The organism is Niabella hirudinis, from assembly GCF_051201075.1.
Taxonomy (GTDB): Bacteria; Bacteroidota; Bacteroidia; order Chitinophagales; family Chitinophagaceae; genus Niabella; species Niabella hirudinis.
Genome location: NZ_JBPEHJ010000004.1, coordinates 441,299 through 462,307 on the forward strand (window position 1 = coordinate 441,299; position 21,009 = coordinate 462,307).

Here is a 21,009-nt window from a genome sequence, read left to right on the forward strand (position 1 = left end):
TTATGCCCTCCTATTTTGCAGGCGTAATAACAATCTTCCGGAACTCAATCGGGCCATGATCGCCTTGTATATAAATAGGTCCCGGTGCTCCTTCATCACTATCCAGGGCGCCGCCGGTAATACCCGGAATTTCCTGGTTGCTGATCACTGTTTTTCCGTTAACCACTACGGTTATCATTCTCCCTACAAGAGTAATATCATAGCTCTGCCATTGATCGGGTCCCTTGGCATTGATTTCGCTGGGCGCTAAGAACCCATAAACCCCGCTAAATAAAACGCTGGATGGGTGAGCATCCTTAGGGCTGTCTTCAATTTGTGTTTCATAACGTCCTCTTAAGTACACACCGCTATTGCTTCCTTTATGATAACGGAACTCTACATGCAGCTTAAAGTCGGTAAACTTTTGATCCGAAATCAGGTTGGCACCCGAATGCGGGCTTGTGAGCACCCCGTTTTTCACGATCCACTGGTTATCTGCCCCCACGGCCTTCCAGCCCGCCAGGTCTTTCCCGTTAAAGAGATTCAGCGATTTGCCCCAAACGGGTGCAGCGGTCCTCTTCAAAAGCGGCGCTTTTACCCCCTTCCAGTTATATTTTTTTCCTTCGCTGGTTACCACGGTGCCTTCAATTCCACTGCCTGTTAGTGAGCCTTCAATCACAAAATCCTGGTTTCCCTCTTCCCATTGCGGCGGAATGGTAAAACTGAATTTACCATCGTTGAAATTGACTTTGGCAACCGGCCGGGCGCTTCCGGTAATGCCTACAAAATACCCCACCAGCGTATGGGTTCCGGACAGTTTTACTTCCAGCCAGGAGGGCGAAGGTTTGCCATCCACATCAATGGTAATATCCCAGCGGCCAATCAGGTCTTTTGCTTCTGCTGCTGCAGTTTGGGCAACCGGCAACTTTTCCATAAAAGCCGGGCTGCCATAAACGGAAGCAGCCCCCATCAGGCAACTCACCCCAAAAACAAGAAAACGTTTACGCATAAAAATGATTAATGATGAATAATGCTTTTTTAATGACCGTGGCACCTGCCGGTATTTACACGGCGTAACAAGAGCGAAAGATAAGCTTTATTTTGTTTTCTGCCATTCCGATTCCATAAACGGCAATCCTGTTGTGAGGTGCTCTAATTACCGGGATATGCCTACCGCTGCATGAGGCTTGTAGCCTCGTGCCATTAAATTATTGCCTTTGGCAATACAGCTAATGTTCATTGATTTATACTACTTACCAGGATAGGCATCAAAGCCATCAAAAATCTTTTTGAGCGCCGCTGCTTTCCCGGGGTAAAGCGTGATAAGATTCACCCGCTCGGAAGGGTCTTCTTCCAGGTTGAACAATTCCTTTACAGCCGGAATTAACTGGCCGGTAACGGGGTGTTCCCATGCCGGGGCCTCCCGGTACTTCCACTGGCCCAGCTTTACTGCTTCGGGCTTACCATGATTTACGATAAACACCGGGCGATGCCTGAACGTTCCCGGGGTCATTTTGTGCTCTAATAAAGAGCTGATATCCTGCCCGTCCAGCATCCGCCCTTCGGGCAAACCGGCGCCGGTCCATTTGGCAATAGTGGGCAATACATCTACATTGCTGATCGCGTCTGTAAGACGGTACCCGGCAGGAACCCGGTTTTTCCAGTATACAATAAAGGGTACGCGCGCACCGCCTTCGTAGGATTGCGCCTTGGAGCCCCGGAATATACCGGCAGCGCCCGCATGAAACCGTTTTGTGACCCCATCTTTCTCCATCCGGGAGGGGTATTCGCTCCAGGGGCCGTTATCACTGGAGAAAATGAAAATGGTATTATCCGCCATTTTTTTCTTTTCCAGCGTTTTCCATATAGCTGCCAGTCCGTCATCTATTTCCCCAATCACTTTGCCCAGCGGCCCTCCCTGTTTATCTTTAAGCCCCTTTCGCTCCGCCGCAAAAGCCACCGGCAGGTGGGGCAGGTTATGCGCCAGGTATAAAAAGAACGGTTTGCCGGGTTGCTGCCGGTTTATGAACTCCATCGCCTCCTTTGTGTACAACCCCGTCAGCAGCGAGTCGGCCGGCCGTTCCCGCTCCGGTATGGTATTGCGGAAGATCTTTATTACCGTATCCGTGTTTACGTAGGGATTGCGGTAATCATGACTGTAGAGGATCCCGTAAAAAAAATCGAAGCCCTGGCCATTGGGCTTGTTATACGCTTTTTGATCCCCCAGGTGCCATTTTCCAACCATCCCCGTTTGATACCCCTTTTTCTTCAGCATTTCGGCAAGGGTCACTTCCGCATCGGGAAGCCCAAGCTGGGACCCTGGTGCAATCGGGTCGGGAAGATTGTAGCGCGAAGCATAACGCCCCGTTAGCAGGGATGCACGCGAAGGAGTGCAGGACGGGCTTGTAACCACATAATTGGTAGCCAGCAGGCCCTGGCCGGCCATCTTATCCAGGAAGGGCGTTTGTATTAACGGGTTGCCATAACAACCCAGATCGGAGTACCCCAGGTCATCTGTAAGTACAAAAACAATATTGGGCGGCTGCTGCCCCAGCCCCTTAAACCCCAGAAACAGCAATAAGAAAAAAATGTAGCAATGTCGCATTGTTATAAAGGTCGTTTTAATGTTTTGGAAAGGAATCACCATCGTTTATTATCAAAGCCCGTCCTGCCCAATAGTTTTTAAATTTAATACCGCGTTCAGCACCGCACTTTCTATCCGTTTCTGTCGCCGGTTACTGCTATCAATCGCATAAAGGTCGATCTTATACTTCACAAAATCCTTCCCCAGTTCAGCAATCCTCACCAGCACTTCTCCGCCGGCAGTAAGGTCAGGCATTGTTTTCAATACCGGATCCAATTTTACACCCAGGGTATAAACGTCCATTTTCTCCGTAAGCGGCAGCTCAAAACGAACGGTAAGTTTGTTGGAGATCTGGGCCGACTTATTGATGACCGTTGCAGTAAAAACCAGGTTATTGGGCACCAGCACCATATCCTCGTCTTCGTTCAATACCACAATATTTGTAAAAGTAATATCAATAATTTTACCGGAATACTCTCCAATACGGATATGATCACCGATAGAAAATTGCTCCGAAAACATAACAATCAGCCCGCTGATCATATTGGTGATATACTCCCTGAAAATAACGGCAATGGCCATAGCCACAATGGTCATACTGGTAATAAACTCTCTGGGGTCAATGCCAAGTGCAATCATTACAGCAATGATGGCAAAAATGGCATTCAGAATGGCTGCAAGCCGGTTGATGCCTAACACAAAATTACCCCTTACCTTATGTGCCGCATGCCGCCGGTTATAAAATGAAACAATAATGAACTTTCCGATAGAAATGATGACGCTGGCAGTCAGAAAGGTGTTTAATCCATAAGCCAGTTTCAGCAGGTACGGATGCTGCAAATAAAAACCTTCAAAGAAAGGGAACGAAATACTCAACAGTACCCAGGTGATCATTCTGAGGATAAAAGAGACCGGTATTGTTTTTTTACGTTGCTCCGCCATATTGCTGATTGAAGCGCCAAACTAATCAATTTGCCCGAATTTGTGCCCTATCTGGAACAATTTATACTTCTTACCGGATGGACTTGTGCATTGATTTTCGCGCAAAGACGCTATGGAGCAAGGACGCAACGATTTTTACTGGACATTTTTACCCGGCACGGAGTATAGTATATCTTTATAGCCAATCCATTCGTCCCTTGCTTCATATAAACGATGCCTCGATGGCCCAAAGGCGCCAGGCAACAAAAGGCCACTGCGTTGCTGTTCCATTGTGCCACTGCGGAAATCAAAACACCATCCTGCGAAAAGCCGCCTATGTTTATCGTAGGTATAAAAAAGGGTGCTTATGCACCGTTGTGGATTTTAATTTTTGTTCTCCAGGGCGCCGCCTGTTATCTTTGGGCAGATGGAGGACAAAAACGAAGTAAATGCATTGCTCAATCTGATTGACGACCCGGATCATGAAATTTATGAGGCGGTCAGTAATCGCATTATTACTTACGGACTGCCCATGATCCCCAACCTGGAGCACCTGTGGGAGACAACGGTTGATACCGTTGTACAGGATCGTATTGAATTGCTTATTCATCGTTTGTATTTTTCGGGGTTGTACACTGATTTTAAGGAATGGAACGAGGCGGGTCACCATGAGCTGATGCCGGCCCTGCTTTTAACAGCCAAGTTTCTTTACCCCGAGCTGCAGGCGGCCAAAGTGCTGCATAATGTAGAGCGCCTGCGCCGGAATATATGGTTAGAAATCAACAACTATCTTACGCCCCTGGAACAGGTACATATCATCAACAGTATTATTTATAACTATATCGGTATAAAGGGCAGCACCAATAACAAGGAGCGCCCCGCGGAGTACCTGATACCACAGGTGCTGGAATCAAAAAAGGGAAACCAGACCGGTATTGGCGCGCTTTATCTGTTGCTGGTGGAAATGCTGGATATCCCCATCCGGCTGATGCGCATCCCCCACCAGTTTGTATTGGGCTATTGCAAACCGGGGCTGGGCAATGCCACCGGTAATTACGAGGTCGATTTTTTTATTGAGCCTTCTTTAGGGCAAATTTTCACGCATACCGACCTGCAGCATTATCTCCATAAAATTGCCATTGAAAACAGCCCGGAATTGCTTCGCCCCAGGTCCAATCGCGAAGTGATTCAACAGGTGCTCATCGATTTCAGCGCCTGCTTTAATAACGATGTGCAGCAAATCCGGTACCAGGAGCTGGAAACGCTCATCCATTTGCTGGATTAAGGATACGGATGGGGATCCAAATTTATTGAAATCCTTCTTGCTAAGTGGTAGGTCCGCCGGCTGGCGGACACTCAGCTTCAGAATTTCTATGCTTCAATCGATGCGACCCACCGTCTGTGGCAGCAATAATTTTGAATCGGCTAAAGAAACGATTACATCCTCGAGGGGGTCGTCCGCCGCACAGCGAAAGATAAAATCAAGTGGAATGGCGGTTATGACGCCTATAAAAATGCTTCAAAAATAAGGTAGGTGAAAGACGGTCATAACCAGGCCTGCAACGCAGATTTTATCGGTTCCGCCAACCGAAAATACCCAAGCTTGCTTGATGTTTCTTAGGCGGAATTCGCCTTGGGGCGGACTAGATCTTTTGCTCCACTTTTGTACCCCGATCAATCGCATGGGCGTCAGGTTAAGAAAGACGATTTTAATATAAAACGCCCCGGCAACCGGCAGTTTCTATTATACCGGATTAAATAAAGGAATGGGTAAAGGCGCCGGGCGCCGATAGTATCTGTAGCTTGAAGCAACACAACGGATATTCCCAGCCGCAGCGCGGCGATAATCTCGTGCGGGGGGGTTATTACCGGTGCGCTGCACCTTTTACGCTGCTTATCCCCGTTTATTAATGGTGTCTGCGCTGCCCTGCAGCTTTCCTGTTAGCAAAATTAGCTTGACGCCCATGCGATTGATCGGGGCAAAAGTGAAAAAAAAATCATGGCCTCACGCTTACTTAATCGGTAGGTCCTAAGTGGAATACCCCTACTGGTTTAATATCTTTTTTGCCAGGCGGCGTTGTCGTGACAGGTCGGAAAAAGCGATTCTATATTTCCCGTCCTCTGTGTATTGACCAGCCTTCCATTCATCAACTACTTCCTGTCTTAAACTTTCAAATCGGCCCTCTGTACACAGATTAAAAGGCGGACGGCCAATACCAACGAATGTTAGATCTGCTTCATTAAAAAGATATGCAATTGCCAGTGATAAAACAAACTCCCTGTTATCAATATAAAGTAGATATAATGCTTTATACTCTTCCGAGTCTGTTCTTGTAGCCTGAAAGCTTGATGCCGGATTGTGGAAAGACAAAATCAGATCCTGATACTTTTTTCCCCTTAGCTGCAAAATCATCTTTGATTTGCCTTGGCACAGCCTGTATCATCCCCTGTAGCTTCACCGCCTCGCTGCTGCTCAGTATCACTTTATCGTTTACCCATTTCTCACCCGTTCCCTGGTCGGTAACGGTATCCGATGCGCTGCCGGTGGCGCTGCGGGCCCAGGTACTCGCAATATCATCGGGAAATTTGGCGCTGGAATTGGTGGCCGTTTTTTTGGAGCAGGCGGTAAGGGCCAGCAAAATCAACACAACGACATATTTGATAATCGTTTTCATTAATCATGTATTTATTCTACGGCCACTGGCTTATAATTTTTTTGGCCAGGCGGCGCTCCCGCGAGGAGCCGGAGTTATAATCAATGCGATATTTACCATCTTCAGTGTAAGGATGCGCCTCAATTTCGGCAACTACTTCCTTTTTTAAATTCTCGTATCCAACTACTGTTCCTATTTCTACAGCCGAAACGCCGCCTTCACGGATTATTATACTTACATCATTAAAAAGATATCCAAATGCCAATGGTAAAATTTCGTTTCTATTATTAACACAGAAGTTATAAAAATCCTTATACTCCTGAGTTTTTTGTATAGAGAGATCGCTTTTTATCACAAATTCCGCCGACCACGCTTTGTCGTTAAAGTTCCTGAATGTTTCCGCAAAATCATCCCGTTTTTGTTTGGGTACTGCCGCTATCATCCTCTGCAATTTGGCCGCCTCGCTGCTGCTCAGTATCACAATATCCTTTACCCATTTTTGGCCCGTTCCCTGGTCGGTGACCGTATCAGATGCGCTGCCGGTGGCGCTGCGGGCCCAGGTACCGGCAATATCATCTGGGAATTTGGCCCCGGTATCGGCGGTTGTTTTTTTGGAGCAGGCTGCAAGAGCGAGGAGGGTCACCAGAACCGTGTAAATGGTTATTGTTTTCATAAAATAGTTTTATAATTTTTTCAGAATTTCTTTTACATATTTCCGGGTAAAGGTTTCTGGCAGTGGGGCTATATACTTTCTGCCATTCCCATGCGGATTATTTTTCCATTTCTTTTTTACATCTTCCATCAGGTACCCAAATTGATCCCGTGCTATCTCGCAAAACAGAGTATAGGATAGGTTTTGGTTGCAAGCGGTAGTTTTTCGTTGTTCATCTTCAATTAATCTGGTGATTAGAATAGCGAATGGTTACTTTTCATTCAACATTCAAGATATATACAATAATCATCATGTCAAAATTATTTTTATTTTATCGGTTATATAAACAACTATACGGGTGCAGGGAATTCCCCGGCCATTTTACATAAAACGGGATTTGGCAGCCATTTAACGCAACCCTTATTTTTATTTTAGGGTCTAACCTTTTCAGAAAAGTTGAATCATGAAAAAATACACAAAATCCGTTCTTATTTTTTTGATGGCTGCGGGTGCGGTCATTACCGGCCAGGCCCAGAGTGCCGCAGATTCTACGGTACAGCATCCCGTTGCAGCAGCATCACCGGCAGGAACAGACAGTCTTAAATCCCAGAAAGAGTTGGAAGCCAGTCTTTCAAAAGCAGCGGCCGCTGCCGAAAAAGCAGCCGGTAAGATCAAGATCATTGTAGAAAACAAAGCTGATAAGCTGGCAAAAACCAGTCAGCCCTATATTCAAAGCCTGGCCGCTTCTACCGCCAGCCTGATCGAAAAACTGGCGCAGGAACTGGAAAAGATAGCAGACACACCCTCTTCGAAGAAAAACTAAAGAATTACGCTTCAAAATTTTGTTAAAAAACGGCAGCAACCCATCTTATACGAAAAAAATCGTAAATTGTGAGAAATGGAAGTATTATGCGGGATAACAAATCATTAAAACCCACAGAAAGCGAACTGGAAATTTTGCAGGTCTTATGGGATAGGGGAAATGCAACGGTAAGGGAAGTGCATGAACACCTGCTTGTCTTTAAAGATGTAGGATATACAACTACGCTGAAGCTGATGCAGATCATGAATGAAAAGGGCCTTGTAAAACGCAATGATTCGTTCAGGACGCATATTTATAAGGCAGCGGTTAACAAGGAAGTAACCCAAAAATATATGCTGGGCAAATTTGTAAGCAACCTGTTTGGCGGGTCCTCCTCGCAGTTGGTAATGCAGGCGCTGGGCGATGGCAAAGTGTCGCCGGAGGAGCTGGATGCCATTCAATCAATGCTTGATCAGCTCAAAAAGAAAGACTAAATCATGCAAGAGGGATTGTACCATCTGTTTACAGCTTTAGGAAATGCGCTGTTTAGCAGTATATGGCAAATGGGGATTATTTGGGCGCTGATTGCTGTTTATATTTACCTGCACCCCTCCCTGTCTGATGCGGGCGGAAGCCTGTTGCGGTTTACAGGACTGGTGGCTGGTTTTGTTTTATTCCTGGTTACTTTTTTTTGTTCACTTAATGCTCCCCAAACGGGAAGCGGGCTGTTTAAATGGATGATTCACCAGGATGCGGTACGGCCATTGCTCAATTATGGCGGCATCATGTACCTGGCCCTGCTGATACTGCCGCTGAAGCGTATCCTGAACAATTCGATCCGGCTGCGCCAGCTACGGAAGAACGGCCTGGGCCGCGTGCCGGGCGCATTGAAAATTTTTATGCTGGATGCTGCCGGCTACCTCAATATAAAACGAAAAATACAGTTTTACACTTCTTCCATTATTTCAACACCACTCACGATTGGTTTTTTAAAACCAGTCATCTTGGTTCCGGTAGCCCTCATCAACCAGCTTAGTCCGCAGCAGCTGGAAGCCATTATCCTGCACGAACTGGCGCATATCAAAAACCATGATTACCTGGCAAACCTGGTTACACAGGTTATTGTTACCTTTCTATACTTCAATCCATTTGTCCGCTTATTGGTAAAAGCCAGGGAACTGGATTGCGAAAGATCGGCAGACCATTGGGTATTGCGTTTTGAATATGGGCGTTATATGTACGCGTCTACCCTTTTGCAACTGGCCCGGAACCGTTCCGCCGGTTATGGCTTTGCCATGCAGGCTGCAGGCAAAGAAAGCCAGTTGGGCAACCGCGTGGCCACCATCATGGGGAAGCCTAAAAAAGAATTGGTTTCTTTTAAAAAAATGGGAATGCTGGCCTGCTTACTTTTGTTGTCTGCCGGGCTTTGCCTGGTGCCCAACAGCCACCCGGTTACTCTTAGCCGGTTAGCAACTCCCGGTGCCGCGGTATCCTATATCATACCTGTCTCGCAGATCGAAAAAATGGCGGATACCGGCCAAAAGAAATACATGCCTCAATCGATACCGGTAACAGATGATCCCAATACCAGCCCGGGAGACCAGATGGTTTACCTGAAACTTCACGAGGCAGCAGATGGCAAAATCCTGGCGCCGGCCCCTCCTCCGCTGCCGACTCCGGCCGCACCGGCTTCGGCGCCTGTAATCCTGTTTGCAGATCATCCGACCCTTGTTATACCGGATCTTGACAGCGCCGCTGAACAACGGGTACAGCAATCCATGGACGCCTTTAAACAACTGGTTGGTGAACTGAGCTGGAAGCACCTTGAAAACAGCCTTGCTGAAACCGTAACAGAGGCACAGAAAAAAGTATTGAAAGACCAGCTCAACCGGCTGTTAGCACAGGTAAACTGGGAGCAAAATGCCAATATGCTGCGCTCTTTTTATAAGGACATCAACTGGCAGCAAACCGATGAACAGCTGAAGGCCAGCATGGATGCATTGTTTAATGCACCGGCATCGTACAATAGCACATTAAAACAAATGAAGGCCGCAGATTACCGCCGGCTGGCCGACAGTATTTTTAACCAGGCCAGGGCCATCCGCCATCAAGCCGACTCCCTTCACCAGCGGACGTTAGCCCCCAAAGCTCGTATTCACGAACAGGCTAAGGCAATCGACCTATAGGGATATTCCTTATCCATCAATTTAATCATGCATGAGAATAACTGCAGATAATCGCTTCCGAAAGTTAATTGTTATCGGCGACCGTCTTTTGATTCAGCCGGTAAAGGGAGATGAACGCACTCAAAGCGGGCTGTATCTCCCTCCCGGCGTACAGGAAAAAGAAAAGGTGCAGCAGGGCTACGTGATCAAAACCGGACCGGGTTATGCCATTCCGGTGCCGGTTGAGGATGAGCCCTGGAAATCTGACGAAGACCAGGTAAAATATATTCCGCTACAGGCCCGCGAAGGGGACCTTGCTATTTTTCTCCTGAGCGGCGCCACAGAAATCCTGTACGAAGGCGAAAAGTATTTTATTGTTCCCCAGGGTGCGGTGCTGATGCTGGAACGGGAAGAAGAATTATAGTAACCCCGTGATTGCTATAACACTACTGCCGCTTCTTTCAGACCGGGGGCATTAAACACTATCTTAAGAGACCCCTTGCCTCCTTTCTTTTTAACATAGGCCATCAACCGGCCGCGAAATGTTTTTTGTTGATTGTCGGTATAGTCCCCCATGTCGCTATTATCACCTGCCTCCAGCCCTAACAAGGTACCATTACCAGTTATAGTACAGGTGATCTCCTGGTCCGTATTTACCACCGGCACACCGTTTTTATCTGTTACCTGAACAGCCACCTGCGCTATAGGGCCTCCGCCTTTGCCGGAGTAATCAATCACCTTTATAGCATAAGGATCGCCCGCAGTTTTTATATGATAAACAGACAAAACCTTGTCAGCTGCATCCATACCTTCCGCCTTTAATTCGCCCGGCAGGTACGGAATATCCCAATAAATAATCCCGGTTTTGAGATCATAGCTCTTTATGCCGCCCACCTGTTTTCCATTCAGCAGCAGCCTGGCTTTTGCAGCATTGGTATAACATACCACACGAACCGTTTGTCCTTCCTTATAATTCCATCCCGGCCATGCGTCCATTGAAAGTGGCACTTCTTTTTTCTCTTCTGTCTGCGACAAAACATCCCCGGAGCGGTTGCCGGTTCTTACGGGATAGGTACCTAAATAGATCACGGGCGCTTTGCTCCAAAGCGATTGCCTGAAATAGCCTCTGGGTTTGATAAAGCCGGCAAAGTCCAGCAGTCCGGAGTAAAAACCGCGCGATGGCCATCTGCCGGATTCACCGAGATAGTCGATGCCCGTCCAAAGAAATTGCCCAAAAATATGCGGGTTCTCCGTAACGGCTTTCCAGGCGCTGAGATCGTGGCGATTTTCGCTGCCAAAGATCACCCGTTGCGGATATTTTTTATGATCGATGTTATAACGGCTTTCCGTATAATTATATCCGGCAATATCCAATGCATCGGGATACCCGGTTTCGTTCGACATAGCAACGCCTGCAAGGCCCGCCGTTACCGGGCGGGAGCGGTCGTACTCCCGTACAACGGCAGCCAGCTTTTTGGCGATCACTCCTAACCGCATAGCATCGGGCGCCTCTTTTTTATAGCCGCCGAATATCTTCTGAGTAAACCCGCTTTCGGAAGAACCATTAAGCACCGGGTGCGAGTAAGGATCGTTGGGATAATCCACTTCATTGCCGATACTCCAGGCAAAAACGGAAATATGATTCCGGTCGCGCCGCACCATATCGGCCAGGTCCCGCGCTCCCCACGCATCAAAAAAATCGTAAGTGCCCTCAAAGCCCGGCTTGCCCACATTCCAGCCTTCCAGCCATTTCCGCTTGGGATATTCCCATTCATCAAACGCTTCATTCATCACCAAAAGGCCCAGCTCATCACAAAGATCATAAAACACCGTTGCCTGCGGATTATGACTGGTTCTTACCGCATTGACACCTATCGCTTTTAAATTCAGCAAGCGGCGGCGCCATACGTCCTTATACATAGCCGCGCCCAGTACGCCCGCATCGTGATGCAAACAAACACCTTTTACCTTCATCCATTTGCCATTGAGCGCAAAACCCTTATCAGCATCAAAGGTCAGCTGCCGGAAGCCGGTAGTGGTGGTAGTGGCATCAATGAGTTTACCTTCCATAAAAATACGGGTACGGAGCTGGTACAATACCGGCACATCAACACTCCACAACTGCGGACGCGCAACGTTTAATGCTGCAGCTACCCGGCCGGGGCTGCCCGCATCTATTTTTAATGCATCGCTGCTCTTTGCAACCACCCTGCCTTTACTGTTCAATAACTCATTTATTACCGTAACAGAACGCGACTGCTTTTCATTATTTTCCACCTGGACCTCTACCTTCAGGATACCCGCATTTTTATCAACCTCCGGATAGGCATACACGCCCCACTGCGCAATATGCACAGGAGGTGCAGATACCAGCCACACATCCCTGTAAATGCCCGCACCCGTGTACCAGCGGGAATCTGCCGCGCGGTGATGATCTACGCGTACCAGTATTTCATTTTCCTTATCAAAACGAATATAGGGGGTAACATCGTACATAAAAGAGATGTACCCATTGGGCCTTTCACCAATCAATCGTCCATTAATGAACACTTCACTGCGATTGTACACCCCTTCAAAATAAATATAGATCCTGTTATTTTGTTTGGGAATGACCAGGGACTTTTTATACCAGCCGATGCCACCTGGCAAATACCCCATACTGCTGGCATTTTTTGGGTTGAGCGGCTGTCTCACGCTCCAGTCGTGGGGAAGCGATACCTGCTGCCAATGTAGATCGGCGGCGGGCCGTAATGCTGCAGTATCGTTGCTCAACACAAAATTCCAGTCCTCATTTATTTTTTTTGCCTTGCCAAATCCGGGCTGGGAATAGGCAATAGTGCTGCATAGCAATAATATTGCGATGCCCATCAAAAAGACTGCTTTCATTTTTTTCATCCGCATAGTTTTATAATCTGTTTGCAAAATAAGCTCCTGTTTATTGATATTCTTCATTTTGCTGCAATTTATTATCGGAGGCTAATATTTTGGAGCATGGGGCCGGAAGCCGGTAATTTTTATTTCTATGTACCGGTTCATCACATAATCTTCCAATAAAGCAGGACCCGGTAATGTTTCGATGCCCTATTTTTGAACTGGGACCGGTTGTTTTTCAAAAATTTTATTTAGTTTTTCGGTAATTATCTTGTTTCACCTTTAATCCCTTGTTACAATGCTCCCAAAAAGGCTTTTATCGCTCGATTTTTTGCGCGGTTTCATTATGGTACTCCTGGCATTGGAGAGTGCCGGCATCCACCGCCTGCTGATACATAGCTCTGAAGGTACCTGGTTTTACAATATGGCCACCCAATTGGATCACCATCCATGGAACGGGCTCCGTTTCTGGGACCTGATCCAACCGGGTTTTATGTTTATTGCCGGTACTGCCATGGCTTATTCGCTGCACCGGCAAAAACAAAATGGCATCCCATGGTCCGGATCTTTTAAAAAGGCGTTGAAAAGAAGCGGGTGGTTATTCTTTTGGGGGGTATTGGACTATGCTGTAAGAAAAGCAGGATTGTCGTTCGAATTGTGGGACGTGCTTACACAACTTTCTTTTACCATGCTGCTGGCATTTTTAATCTTCGGCTTCAGCAGCCGTACTCAAATAATTATATGTTTTACCATTCTTTTCCTTACCGAAGCGCTATACCGCTTTACCCATATACCTGGTTTTGATCAGCCGTTTACAGATCAGCACAATTTTGGCAATTACGTTGACCTGCTGCTGATGAATAAGATCAACTCCGGCGGCTGGGTAGCCATCAACTGCCTGCCCACTGCCGTACATACGATTGCCGGCGCATTGGTTGGTAAGCTTTTGTTAAGCGATCGTAACGATAAAGTAAAAACACTGCTGATATGGGCAGGCATTTGTCTTTTGCTGGGTTTTGGAATGGACGGGCTGCACATCACTCCTATCATTAAAAGGATAGCTACAACTTCGTTTACGCTTGCATCGCTGGGCTGGTGTTTGCTGGGGCTGGCCGCCTGCTACTGGTGGATCGACATTAAGAACCACCGCAGGTTTCTTTTCTTTTTTACGGTGGTGGGTATGAATTCTATTTTTATTTATCTCTTCTTTGAGATAGTGGGGCACCGGTGGTTTAATGAGTATGTTGGAGCCGTTACCAACGGGCTCATGGAGCTGGCACAGATTCCTCCACTGTTAATGCAGTTCATCACCTGCCTCAGCATTTTTGCATTGGAATGGGGCATGTGCTATTTCCTGTACAAGAAAAAAATATTCTTCAGATTATAAGAAGCGGAGGACACCAGGAACCGACTATGTTGCCCACGGATCTTCGTTAATGGTTTTTTTACAATTGATCTGCGGAAGACAGCCGGGAATAGCAATTTTACCAATCCCCCGCTACTTCATCAGCCGGACTTCAAAGACCCCGCCGGCAACGGATCCCGGATCTGCCTCAAACTTCACCGTTAAAACAGGCGGTTGCCCGGTGTTGACCGATGCGGGCAGATGATAATCCACTTCAATAAACCGGTCGCCAGCAGTACCATCAAGCACAACTGTTGCCAGCAGCAGGCCATTGACGCGGATCTGAAACCGGCGCCCTTTATCGGCGCCCCAATACGTGACGCGTAGTTTGCGGGCTTCTTTTTTTTCATTGCGCAGTTCGTAGCTAAACCAGCCGGTTGCATCCCGCCAATGCCGTTCATTGTGGATACCGGATGCTGTTGCCTGTCCCTTAAACCCATGGTCTGTCTCCGGCTGCTGTTCTCCGGGCTGCACCTGGTCAATGGTATTTTGCTCCAGGCGGGCCCTGGCAGCTTCACGTATGGACACTTCTTTTTGTTTTTGCAGCAAGCCCTCCCGGGTGGTAAAAGGCCAATAAAGGACATACCGTGTATTGTGCAGGGTATAAAAAGGCACCAGCCGCAAATCCCGGTAACGGTTCGGGTACACGGTTCCGGAGATTTTAAATTGCATCTGCTGCCCCTTTACCGGTGCAATTGCCTGCCTGAGGGCAGACGCCGGTGCCACAAAAACCGGTGCATCCTGCAAAGGCCGCAAGGGACCTTTTGCTATATGACCACTGCGCGACCCATCGGCATAGAAACCGATACTATCTGCCGTATCTATGGCAGCAGCCAGCACAATGGGGCCATGTGTAAAGGAAACCCAGGGCGAATGATCAGGCAACTGTTCGGCTTCGGTATGCATTGGAAGCTGTACGGTAACCACATCGCCCCGCTCCCACACACGATCGATTGAAACATAAGAATTGCTGTCTGCCGCTACCTGCTGTAGCCTGCCATTAACCAGCAACTGCAGCCCGCTTTCCCGCACCCAGTGCGGTTTGCGTAGGTACAGGCGGAACCGCTGAGGCCGGCCGGTCTCCAGCTTAATATGGGTGGCAGCTTCATAGGGAAAGCGTGTTTCCTGTATCAACCGGAGGCCTTTTTCCTGCCAGTTTAAAACCGAAGGAATAAACAGGTTTACATACAGATCTGCGCCCCGGTGAGTATAGATCATTTCCCCGTATTTTCCGTGATTTTCCAATCCCGACCCAACACAGCACCAAAAGTCTTCCTGAGCTTTTGAATATACCCGGTAATGCCCCGGGCGAATGGGTGTAAAGTAAACAAATCCCCCCGCGGGGTTTTGAGATGAAAGGATATGATTGTAAACCGTGCGTTCGTAATAGTCCATATAAGCTGCAGACGGATGCTGCAGGAAAAGCTGCTTTGATAATTTCAGCATGTTATAGGAGTTGCAGGTTTCGGGGCCCTCCCTGGATTCGAGCATTGAGGAAAAATCATCTACCGGGTTAAAATGCTCGCGCACGCTATTGCCACCAAAAGATACCGACCGGTTTTTTACAACCGTCTGCCAGAAAAAGTCTGCGGCATCGGCCCAATCACTGTTACCGGTTAGTGTTGCGATCCGCATAAACCCGATCACTTTTGGTATTTGGGTATTGGCATGCATACCGGTAAGCATATCCCGGTGGCGGAGCAACGGCTCCAGTATTAGTTGATGTGAGAATCTTTTTGCCAGCTGCAGGTAACGGTCATCGCCGGTAATAGCGGCCGCGTCCGCAAGCGCTTCATTCATGCCGCCATGCTCGCATTGCAACATACGCTGGATCTGTGCATCCGACAAGCCCGAAACAAGTTGCAGGCACCAGCCAGAAAGTGCTGCCAGCATGGGCTTTGCTTTTGCAATACCGGCAATGCGATAAGCATCTATAAGACCCGAAAACAACTTATGCAGGTTATACCAGGGCACCCATTTCCCATTTAGAGAAAAGCTGCCCGCCGTTATCTTTCCTGCGGCAATATCCTTCCACAGGGTATCGCCGCCCGGTATACCACCAAGATATCCATTTCCATGCTGCTGCTGGCAGCGTTCCAGCTCATCAATCATATAGTTGAGCCGGCGCCATATACCGGTATCTTTTGTTGCCGCAAACATATTGGAAAGCGCTGACAGGTAATGCCCGCCAATATGCCCGTCCAAACCCGAGCTTTCCCAGTTGCCATAATTTTTCGCCCTGGGCTTCAGACCCGCCTCCTTTAAAAACGGCGCCAGCAGCCGATCCGGCTCCAGGGATAAAATATAGTTCAGGTCCGTTTGCTGCGCTGCTTTAAAGAAGCTTTCCGACAGCTGAACGGCCGATAAAGGAAAACTGGCCTGGCGAACTTGTCCCTGCACGCCGCCCACGGACAAAAGCAGCGGTATAAGGATTAGAAAGCGCTTGTATAACCAAAAGATCTTCATAATAGGGAACAGGATATTTTAACAAAAAGCTTCTCAGGCAACAGAAGCCCTTTAATTCAGTAAAAGACTGACTATTGAAAGCCGGGGAAGCTTTACCATCAGCTCACCTGGTTTTAGCTGTGCCCCTTTAAACGCAACAGGAACCACTTTGGTTTTATTCTCAAAACTGTTTACATCGGTAAATGCCGCGGAGCGGAGCAGCTTGCCTACGGCGTTTTTGTAACCCGCCCCGGGCAATGCGGTATGTATCGTAATATCGTTTTCCGGATCAATGTTCACCAGTGTAATATACAGCCTTCCTTTTGCATCCAGAGAGGCCGAAGCATTCACCGCCGGGATCCGTTGGGTACCATTTGCATAATCCGGGGTTGTGATCTTTAGCGGCACCAGCCGCGCATCCTTATGCTGCTGGTACATATCAAATACATAATAAGTGGGCGTCAGCAGCATATCGGCGCCCTTTGTCAGGATCAATGCCTGCAGCACATTGACCGTTTGTGCAAGATTCGCCATTCGAACACGGTCTGCATGGTTATTAAAAATATTCAGCGTGGTAGCGGCAATCAGCGCATCCCGGAGGCTGTTTTGCTGATACAAAAAACCGGGATTGGTTCCGGGTTCTACATCGGTCCAGATACCCCATTCATCCACAACCAGAGCCACCTTTTTTTCCGGATCATACCGGTCCATGATGGCCGCATGTTTTGTTACCAGTTCCTCCATAAAGAGACAGTTCTTCATGGTATTGAAATACTCCTTTTCATCAAAGCTGGTGGCAGATCCTTTCTGGTTCCATTTGCCGGTGGGTACGGTATAATGGTGCAAACTAAGTCCCCACATCATATTGCGGGGTATGCTTTTCATCAGTACTTCCGTCCAGTTATAATCCGCCGAATTGGCTCCGCCCGCAATTTTCTTCAGGGGGGCGCCGGGGTAATTTCTTGCAAAAGTGGCATAGCGCCTGAATTCGCCTGCATAATATTCCGGAGTCATATTGCCACCGCAACCCCAGCTTTCATTGCCTACGCCCCAGAAGCCTACTTTCCAGGGCTGATCCCGGCCGTTCTCTTTCCGCAGCCTGGTCAGGGGCGTATCGCCGTCCGCATTTAAATATTCCACCCATTTCGACATTTCCTCTACCGTGCCGCTGCCTACATTCCCCGCTATATAGGGTTCGGTGCCCAGCAAGGCACAAAGCTCCAGGAACTCATGGGTGCCGAAACTATTATCTTCCGTAACGCCGCCCCAATGCGTGTTGATCATTTTGGGCCGTTTGCTGCGCTCTCCTATACCATCGCGCCAGTGGTATTCATCGGCAAAGCAGCCACCCGGCCAGCGCAGGTTAGGAATCCGGATACGTTTAAGCGCCTCCACTACATCCAACCGGATCCGGTCTTTTTTGGGGACATTCATAGCCGGATCTACCCAAAAACCGTCATAAATACAGCGACCCAGATGTTCCGAAAAATGGCCGTAAATATGGCGGCTGATGGTGGTTTGCGTATCTTTTAGCTGAAGGGTAACTGTGGCCTCCCGCTGTGCATTCAAAAGCATAACAACCGGCAGGCATACAAAAAAAAGCAGGCTTCGTTTCATTTTATCGTTTTTAACTCCTCTATTAATTGTCAAAAAAACAATTATAAAGAAACTAAAAATACAGCTTCCCCCGGATTACTCCAAATACTTTTTGCAGGTCACATAGGCCGGTGCATCATCCATCGTTCTATATATGCAGCAAGCCGTTCATAAGGCATCCGCGGGGTAACATAGGCCGCTGATCCATCAGGCTTATGCTCCCATTTATTGCTACCGTCCTTCGCTACCTGAATAGCTCCTTTCCGGATCTCAAAAAAATCGCGATAGCCTTTAACCGCTATCAATACAGCTGTCTGATCCCAGCTCATGCGCCCATTATGATCAGATGCGGCCTGGGGTATGGATATCCGGTATGCATCTTTTACCGGGCTGTTCCTTATGGATGCATCATTGATTAGTTTCAGCCCCGTCCGGATCTGCTGACCGATCTCCCAACCAGTGAACAATACGGGTTTGGGCCATACTTTAAAAAGCTCGTATGCGGCAGCAGCATCTTTATATACATTAAATTCCTTTCCTTCCGGAAATTTTCCGGCCATACTCACCAGGTTCTTTACTTTCTTTTTTACCAGCGCTAATCCGCTTAACCGCGAATATTGGTCAGGACCCGTCTTTAGCAGATTGTTCAGGTTGGTAAAAAATCCTACGGTAATAATGGTTACACTGTTATCCGGCTGCCCCGCCAGTATTTTCCGGTACAGACTTACGGCATCCGGAGCCTCGGCATTCTTTTTTATCGTATGCGGATAGTAAGCCCTTAACGAGTCGGTCCAGTGCTGCTGGTCTTTTTCCGGATAAGCCCATTGCTTTGGTACGCCCACCGGAATACCGGGCCTCTTAAAATAGGTATTGAAAATATTCAACACACTTGCCACCCCCTCGTACTTTGTACAGGCAATGGTTCCTAAAATAGTTACATAACCGCTATCCGCAAAAGCGTGCAGCATGGCAATGGCGCCTACATCATCATAATCGGGCCCCATGTCGGTATCAAAAATAACCCGCAGCTTCTGGCTGTTCCGGGCCGCTTCTTCCGCAAAGCTGTGCGCCGGAACGCTATAAAGCAACAGGCACAGCAGCGGATAAATGGTCATCTTTCGTATGTTCATCGTTCATTTATTTTAGTCTCCAACCCAGATCACCATCCCGGGTTTTGTGTCAGGTTCTTATTTTTCACAATGGCCGGTGCCGGTATGGGGTAGTAATACTGGCGGCCATCCGGATACCAGGTGCGGGTTTGTGATTTGAACCACTCCAGGTGCTTATCGGCCGTAAGCGTAAGGTAATTTGTGCTCTTGCCGCCGATGGGTATTTTGGCGCATCCTTTGGGTACTTCAATCGTAGGGCCGCTTTGCGCTCCATCGTAAAAAACAACATCAAAAACACCGTCCTGGTCTAAATCCATCAAGGCGTTTAAAGCCGGTACGTAGATGCCGCTCCATTCCAGTGTAGCCATCAGTTCACCTCTTTTCCAACGCTTCAGATCGTCAAACCGAAAGCCTTCCAATGCCAGTTCTACCTGGCGCTCCCGGCGGATCTCCAATATTACCGGATCTGTGATACCCGGAAAAAATGTTTGCTGCAAATATGTATCTGCCACTGTAGGCTTCTCCGTTAAACCACCGGTAACACCTGCACGCTTTCTCAGTTCACCTATAGACTTGCTCCAATCCTCATTGGTAAGCGTGCCAAGCTCTGCCTTTGCTTCGGCAAAATTCAACAGTACTTCGGCATATCGCATCAATGGGAGGCTATTGGTATTATATCCGCCGTTATCATAATAACCGTCATCCAATGTATACTTTATGGGCTGGTATCCGGTGTAGGAATAGCTGGCAAAGTTAGGAGGCGCCGCACTGCCGTTGCGGGTATATCCGGGGGTGCGGATCAGCTGGCTCAACCGAAAATCCCGGTCCTGGCATTCCTGGTAAAAGGTTTCCGTTTTATAGCCGGCACGGCTGGTGTAAGGTGTTCCATCCCTGTTTAATATGGTATTCATAAACGGGCGCACCAGGCTGTAACGCGGTCCGTAAGTAGCCGAGGTCCACCACCAGTTTGCATCCCCCAAAACAGCCAGATCCTTACTCAATACTACGGCCAGCATTACTTCCGAAGTGACGGGTTTATCAGAAATAAAAAGCTGCCTTTGAGATGCCTGCGGGCCACTTCCGTTGTAAATGGTATAAGGTCCCTTTTTCATCAGCTCCGTTGCGGCATCTACAACATACTGATAGTATTTATCGGCAGTGTTGGCAAGTGACAGCTCCGTGTGATATTTACGGAAGGAAGCTTCATACAATGCGGCTCTTGTCTTCAATCCCAGGGCCGTCCATTTTGTGATCAATGATCCATCAGAAGTTGCCGCAGTCACGTTTTGATATGCAAAATCAAGGTCCTCAATAATATGGTCAATAATAACAGTGCGTGAGTCCCTTTGGCCGTACAAGATATCATCTTCCGTTACCTGAAGCGGATGATCGATCCAGGGCACTTCTCCAAAACGGGTCAATTTATCCAGGTAAAAATACGCCCTGAAAAAACGGGCAATTCCCAGGTAATTATTCTTTACGGCATCGGTCACATTGGCTTTCTGCGCATTCTCGATAAAATAATTAACGTTCCGTAGATTGCCCCAGTCCCAGCCCGTGCTGTTCTCTGCGCTGTAGGCGCCTTCTCTTATAAAGGCGTTCAGATTGTTCACACCTCCATAATCGGCCATGGCGTCCATTTCATAAGCATTGGTTCCGGAAGGCAGCATATTATAAAAAGAGTAGCTGTAGGTTTTCATCCCGTTTTCGCTGCCAAAAACATCTTTTACAGACGCCGTTGCTTCTGGAAGCTCTTCCATTTGGCAGGAAGAAAAAAGGATCGCCAAAAACGAACATATATATAGTAGCTTTTTCATCTTTTTCTG

The 21,009-nt window shown here is 47.9% G+C and carries 16 protein-coding genes; 6 read left to right on the plus strand and 10 right to left on the minus strand.

Annotated elements, in window-relative coordinates; translation table 11 throughout:
• Positions 1–10 precede the first annotated feature (10 nt).
• The 3 genes from GGU45_RS10780 to GGU45_RS10790 all read right to left on the minus strand — a co-directional run bounded on the left by GGU45_RS10780 (position 11) and on the right by GGU45_RS10790 (position 3,505).
• Positions 11–988, minus strand: coding sequence for a 3-keto-disaccharide hydrolase (locus tag GGU45_RS10780; RefSeq protein ID WP_435224602.1), 978 nt, complete (start codon positions 986–988; stop codon positions 11–13).
• A gap of 240 nt (positions 989–1,228) precedes the next feature.
• Positions 1,229–2,584, minus strand: a complete 1,356-nt coding sequence (locus GGU45_RS10785; RefSeq protein ID WP_435224604.1) for a sulfatase-like hydrolase/transferase — start codon at positions 2,582–2,584, stop codon at positions 1,229–1,231.
• A gap of 51 nt (positions 2,585–2,635) precedes the next feature.
• Entirely contained in the window at positions 2,636–3,505 is an 870-nt protein-coding gene (locus GGU45_RS10790; RefSeq protein WP_435224606.1) for a mechanosensitive ion channel family protein, read from the minus strand.
• A gap of 406 nt (positions 3,506–3,911) precedes the next feature.
• Between GGU45_RS10790 and GGU45_RS10795 the strand changes: the two genes are divergently transcribed.
• Positions 3,912–4,769, plus strand: coding sequence for a transglutaminase family protein (locus GGU45_RS10795; RefSeq protein ID WP_435224607.1), 858 nt, complete (start codon positions 3,912–3,914; stop codon positions 4,767–4,769).
• 1,024 nt (positions 4,770–5,793) lie between these two features.
• On the opposite strand, the gene GGU45_RS10800 is transcribed toward GGU45_RS10795, so the two are convergent.
• Positions 5,794–6,159 (minus strand): hypothetical protein, encoded by a 366-nt coding sequence (locus GGU45_RS10800; protein ID WP_435224609.1) that lies wholly within the window; start codon positions 6,157–6,159, stop codon positions 5,794–5,796.
• Between the two features lie 16 nt (positions 6,160–6,175).
• Positions 6,176–6,811, minus strand: coding sequence for a hypothetical protein (locus tag GGU45_RS10805; protein WP_435224611.1), 636 nt, complete (start codon positions 6,809–6,811; stop codon positions 6,176–6,178).
• A 442-nt stretch (positions 6,812–7,253) separates the two neighbouring features.
• On the opposite strand from GGU45_RS10805, the gene GGU45_RS10810 reads away from it, so the two are divergent.
• The 4 genes from GGU45_RS10810 (at position 7,254) to GGU45_RS10825 (ending at position 10,181) form a co-directional block, all read left to right on the plus strand.
• Complete coding sequence (locus GGU45_RS10810; protein WP_435224613.1) at positions 7,254–7,613, plus strand: hypothetical protein; 360 nt, start codon at positions 7,254–7,256, stop codon at positions 7,611–7,613.
• 68 nt (positions 7,614–7,681) lie between these two features.
• Entirely contained in the window at positions 7,682–8,086 is a 405-nt protein-coding gene (locus tag GGU45_RS10815; RefSeq protein WP_435224615.1) for a BlaI/MecI/CopY family transcriptional regulator, read from the plus strand.
• A gap of 3 nt (positions 8,087–8,089) precedes the next feature.
• Positions 8,090–9,778 carry a M56 family metallopeptidase gene (locus tag GGU45_RS10820; protein WP_435224617.1) on the plus strand — a complete coding sequence of 563 codons (1,689 nt, stop codon included), beginning with the start codon at positions 8,090–8,092 and terminating at the stop codon, positions 9,776–9,778.
• Between the two features lie 31 nt (positions 9,779–9,809).
• Positions 9,810–10,181, plus strand: a complete 372-nt coding sequence (locus GGU45_RS10825; protein ID WP_435224618.1) for a co-chaperone GroES — start codon at positions 9,810–9,812, stop codon at positions 10,179–10,181.
• A gap of 14 nt (positions 10,182–10,195) precedes the next feature.
• Here GGU45_RS10825 and GGU45_RS10830 read toward each other — a convergent pair whose 3' ends face one another.
• Positions 10,196–12,652, minus strand: coding sequence for a glycoside hydrolase family 2 TIM barrel-domain containing protein (locus tag GGU45_RS10830; protein ID WP_435224620.1), 2,457 nt, complete (start codon positions 12,650–12,652; stop codon positions 10,196–10,198).
• A gap of 274 nt (positions 12,653–12,926) precedes the next feature.
• Between GGU45_RS10830 and GGU45_RS10835 the strand changes: the two genes are divergently transcribed.
• Positions 12,927–14,015, plus strand: coding sequence for an acyltransferase family protein (locus GGU45_RS10835; protein WP_435224622.1), 1,089 nt, complete (start codon positions 12,927–12,929; stop codon positions 14,013–14,015).
• Between the two features lie 111 nt (positions 14,016–14,126).
• Here GGU45_RS10835 and GGU45_RS10840 read toward each other — a convergent pair whose 3' ends face one another.
• From GGU45_RS10840 to GGU45_RS10855, 4 genes are all read right to left on the minus strand, one after another.
• On the minus strand, positions 14,127–16,499 hold the full coding sequence (locus tag GGU45_RS10840) for a beta-L-arabinofuranosidase domain-containing protein (protein ID WP_435224624.1): 2,373 nt from the start codon (positions 16,497–16,499) through the stop codon (positions 14,127–14,129).
• Between the two features lie 51 nt (positions 16,500–16,550).
• The gene (locus GGU45_RS10845; protein WP_435224626.1) at positions 16,551–18,095 is read right to left on the minus strand and encodes an alpha-N-arabinofuranosidase; all 1,545 of its coding nucleotides are present in this window, start codon (positions 18,093–18,095) and stop codon (positions 16,551–16,553) included.
• 98 nt (positions 18,096–18,193) lie between these two features.
• Entirely contained in the window at positions 18,194–19,204 is a 1,011-nt protein-coding gene (locus tag GGU45_RS10850) for a nucleoside hydrolase (RefSeq protein ID WP_435224628.1), read from the minus strand.
• Positions 19,205–19,233: 29 nt separating this feature from the next.
• Positions 19,234–21,000 carry a RagB/SusD family nutrient uptake outer membrane protein gene (locus GGU45_RS10855; RefSeq protein ID WP_435224629.1) on the minus strand — a complete coding sequence of 589 codons (1,767 nt, stop codon included), beginning with the start codon at positions 20,998–21,000 and terminating at the stop codon, positions 19,234–19,236.
• Positions 21,001–21,009 lie beyond the last annotated feature (9 nt).

Bases quoted from the DNA above. Each gene is read 5' to 3' on its own strand.
- GGU45_RS10820 (WP_435224617.1), top strand. From the start codon at position 8,090: ATGCAAGAGGGATTGTACCATCTGTTTACAGCTTTAGGAAATGCGCTG.
- GGU45_RS10825 (WP_435224618.1), top strand. From the start codon at position 9,810: ATGAGAATAACTGCAGATAATCGCTTCCGAAAGTTAATTGTTATCGGC.
- GGU45_RS10835 (WP_435224622.1), top strand. From the start codon at position 12,927: ATGCTCCCAAAAAGGCTTTTATCGCTCGATTTTTTGCGCGGTTTCATT.
- GGU45_RS10795 (WP_435224607.1), top strand. From the start codon at position 3,912: ATGGAGGACAAAAACGAAGTAAATGCATTGCTCAATCTGATTGACGAC.
- GGU45_RS10830 (WP_435224620.1), bottom strand. From the start codon at position 12,652: ATGAAAAAAATGAAAGCAGTCTTTTTGATGGGCATCGCAATATTATTG.
- GGU45_RS10845 (WP_435224626.1), bottom strand. From the start codon at position 18,095: ATGAAACGAAGCCTGCTTTTTTTTGTATGCCTGCCGGTTGTTATGCTT.
- GGU45_RS10805 (WP_435224611.1), bottom strand. From the start codon at position 6,811: ATGAAAACAATAACCATTTACACGGTTCTGGTGACCCTCCTCGCTCTT.
- GGU45_RS10855 (WP_435224629.1), bottom strand. From the start codon at position 21,000: ATGAAAAAGCTACTATATATATGTTCGTTTTTGGCGATCCTTTTTTCT.
- GGU45_RS10790 (WP_435224606.1), bottom strand. From the start codon at position 3,505: ATGGCGGAGCAACGTAAAAAAACAATACCGGTCTCTTTTATCCTCAGA.
- GGU45_RS10850 (WP_435224628.1), bottom strand. From the start codon at position 19,204: ATGAACATACGAAAGATGACCATTTATCCGCTGCTGTGCCTGTTGCTT.
- GGU45_RS10800 (WP_435224609.1), bottom strand. From the start codon at position 6,159: ATGAAAACGATTATCAAATATGTCGTTGTGTTGATTTTGCTGGCCCTT.
- GGU45_RS10785 (WP_435224604.1), bottom strand. From the start codon at position 2,584: ATGCGACATTGCTACATTTTTTTCTTATTGCTGTTTCTGGGGTTTAAG.
- GGU45_RS10840 (WP_435224624.1), bottom strand. From the start codon at position 16,499: ATGAAGATCTTTTGGTTATACAAGCGCTTTCTAATCCTTATACCGCTG.
- GGU45_RS10780 (WP_435224602.1), bottom strand. From the start codon at position 988: ATGCGTAAACGTTTTCTTGTTTTTGGGGTGAGTTGCCTGATGGGGGCT.
- GGU45_RS10810 (WP_435224613.1), top strand. From the start codon at position 7,254: ATGAAAAAATACACAAAATCCGTTCTTATTTTTTTGATGGCTGCGGGT.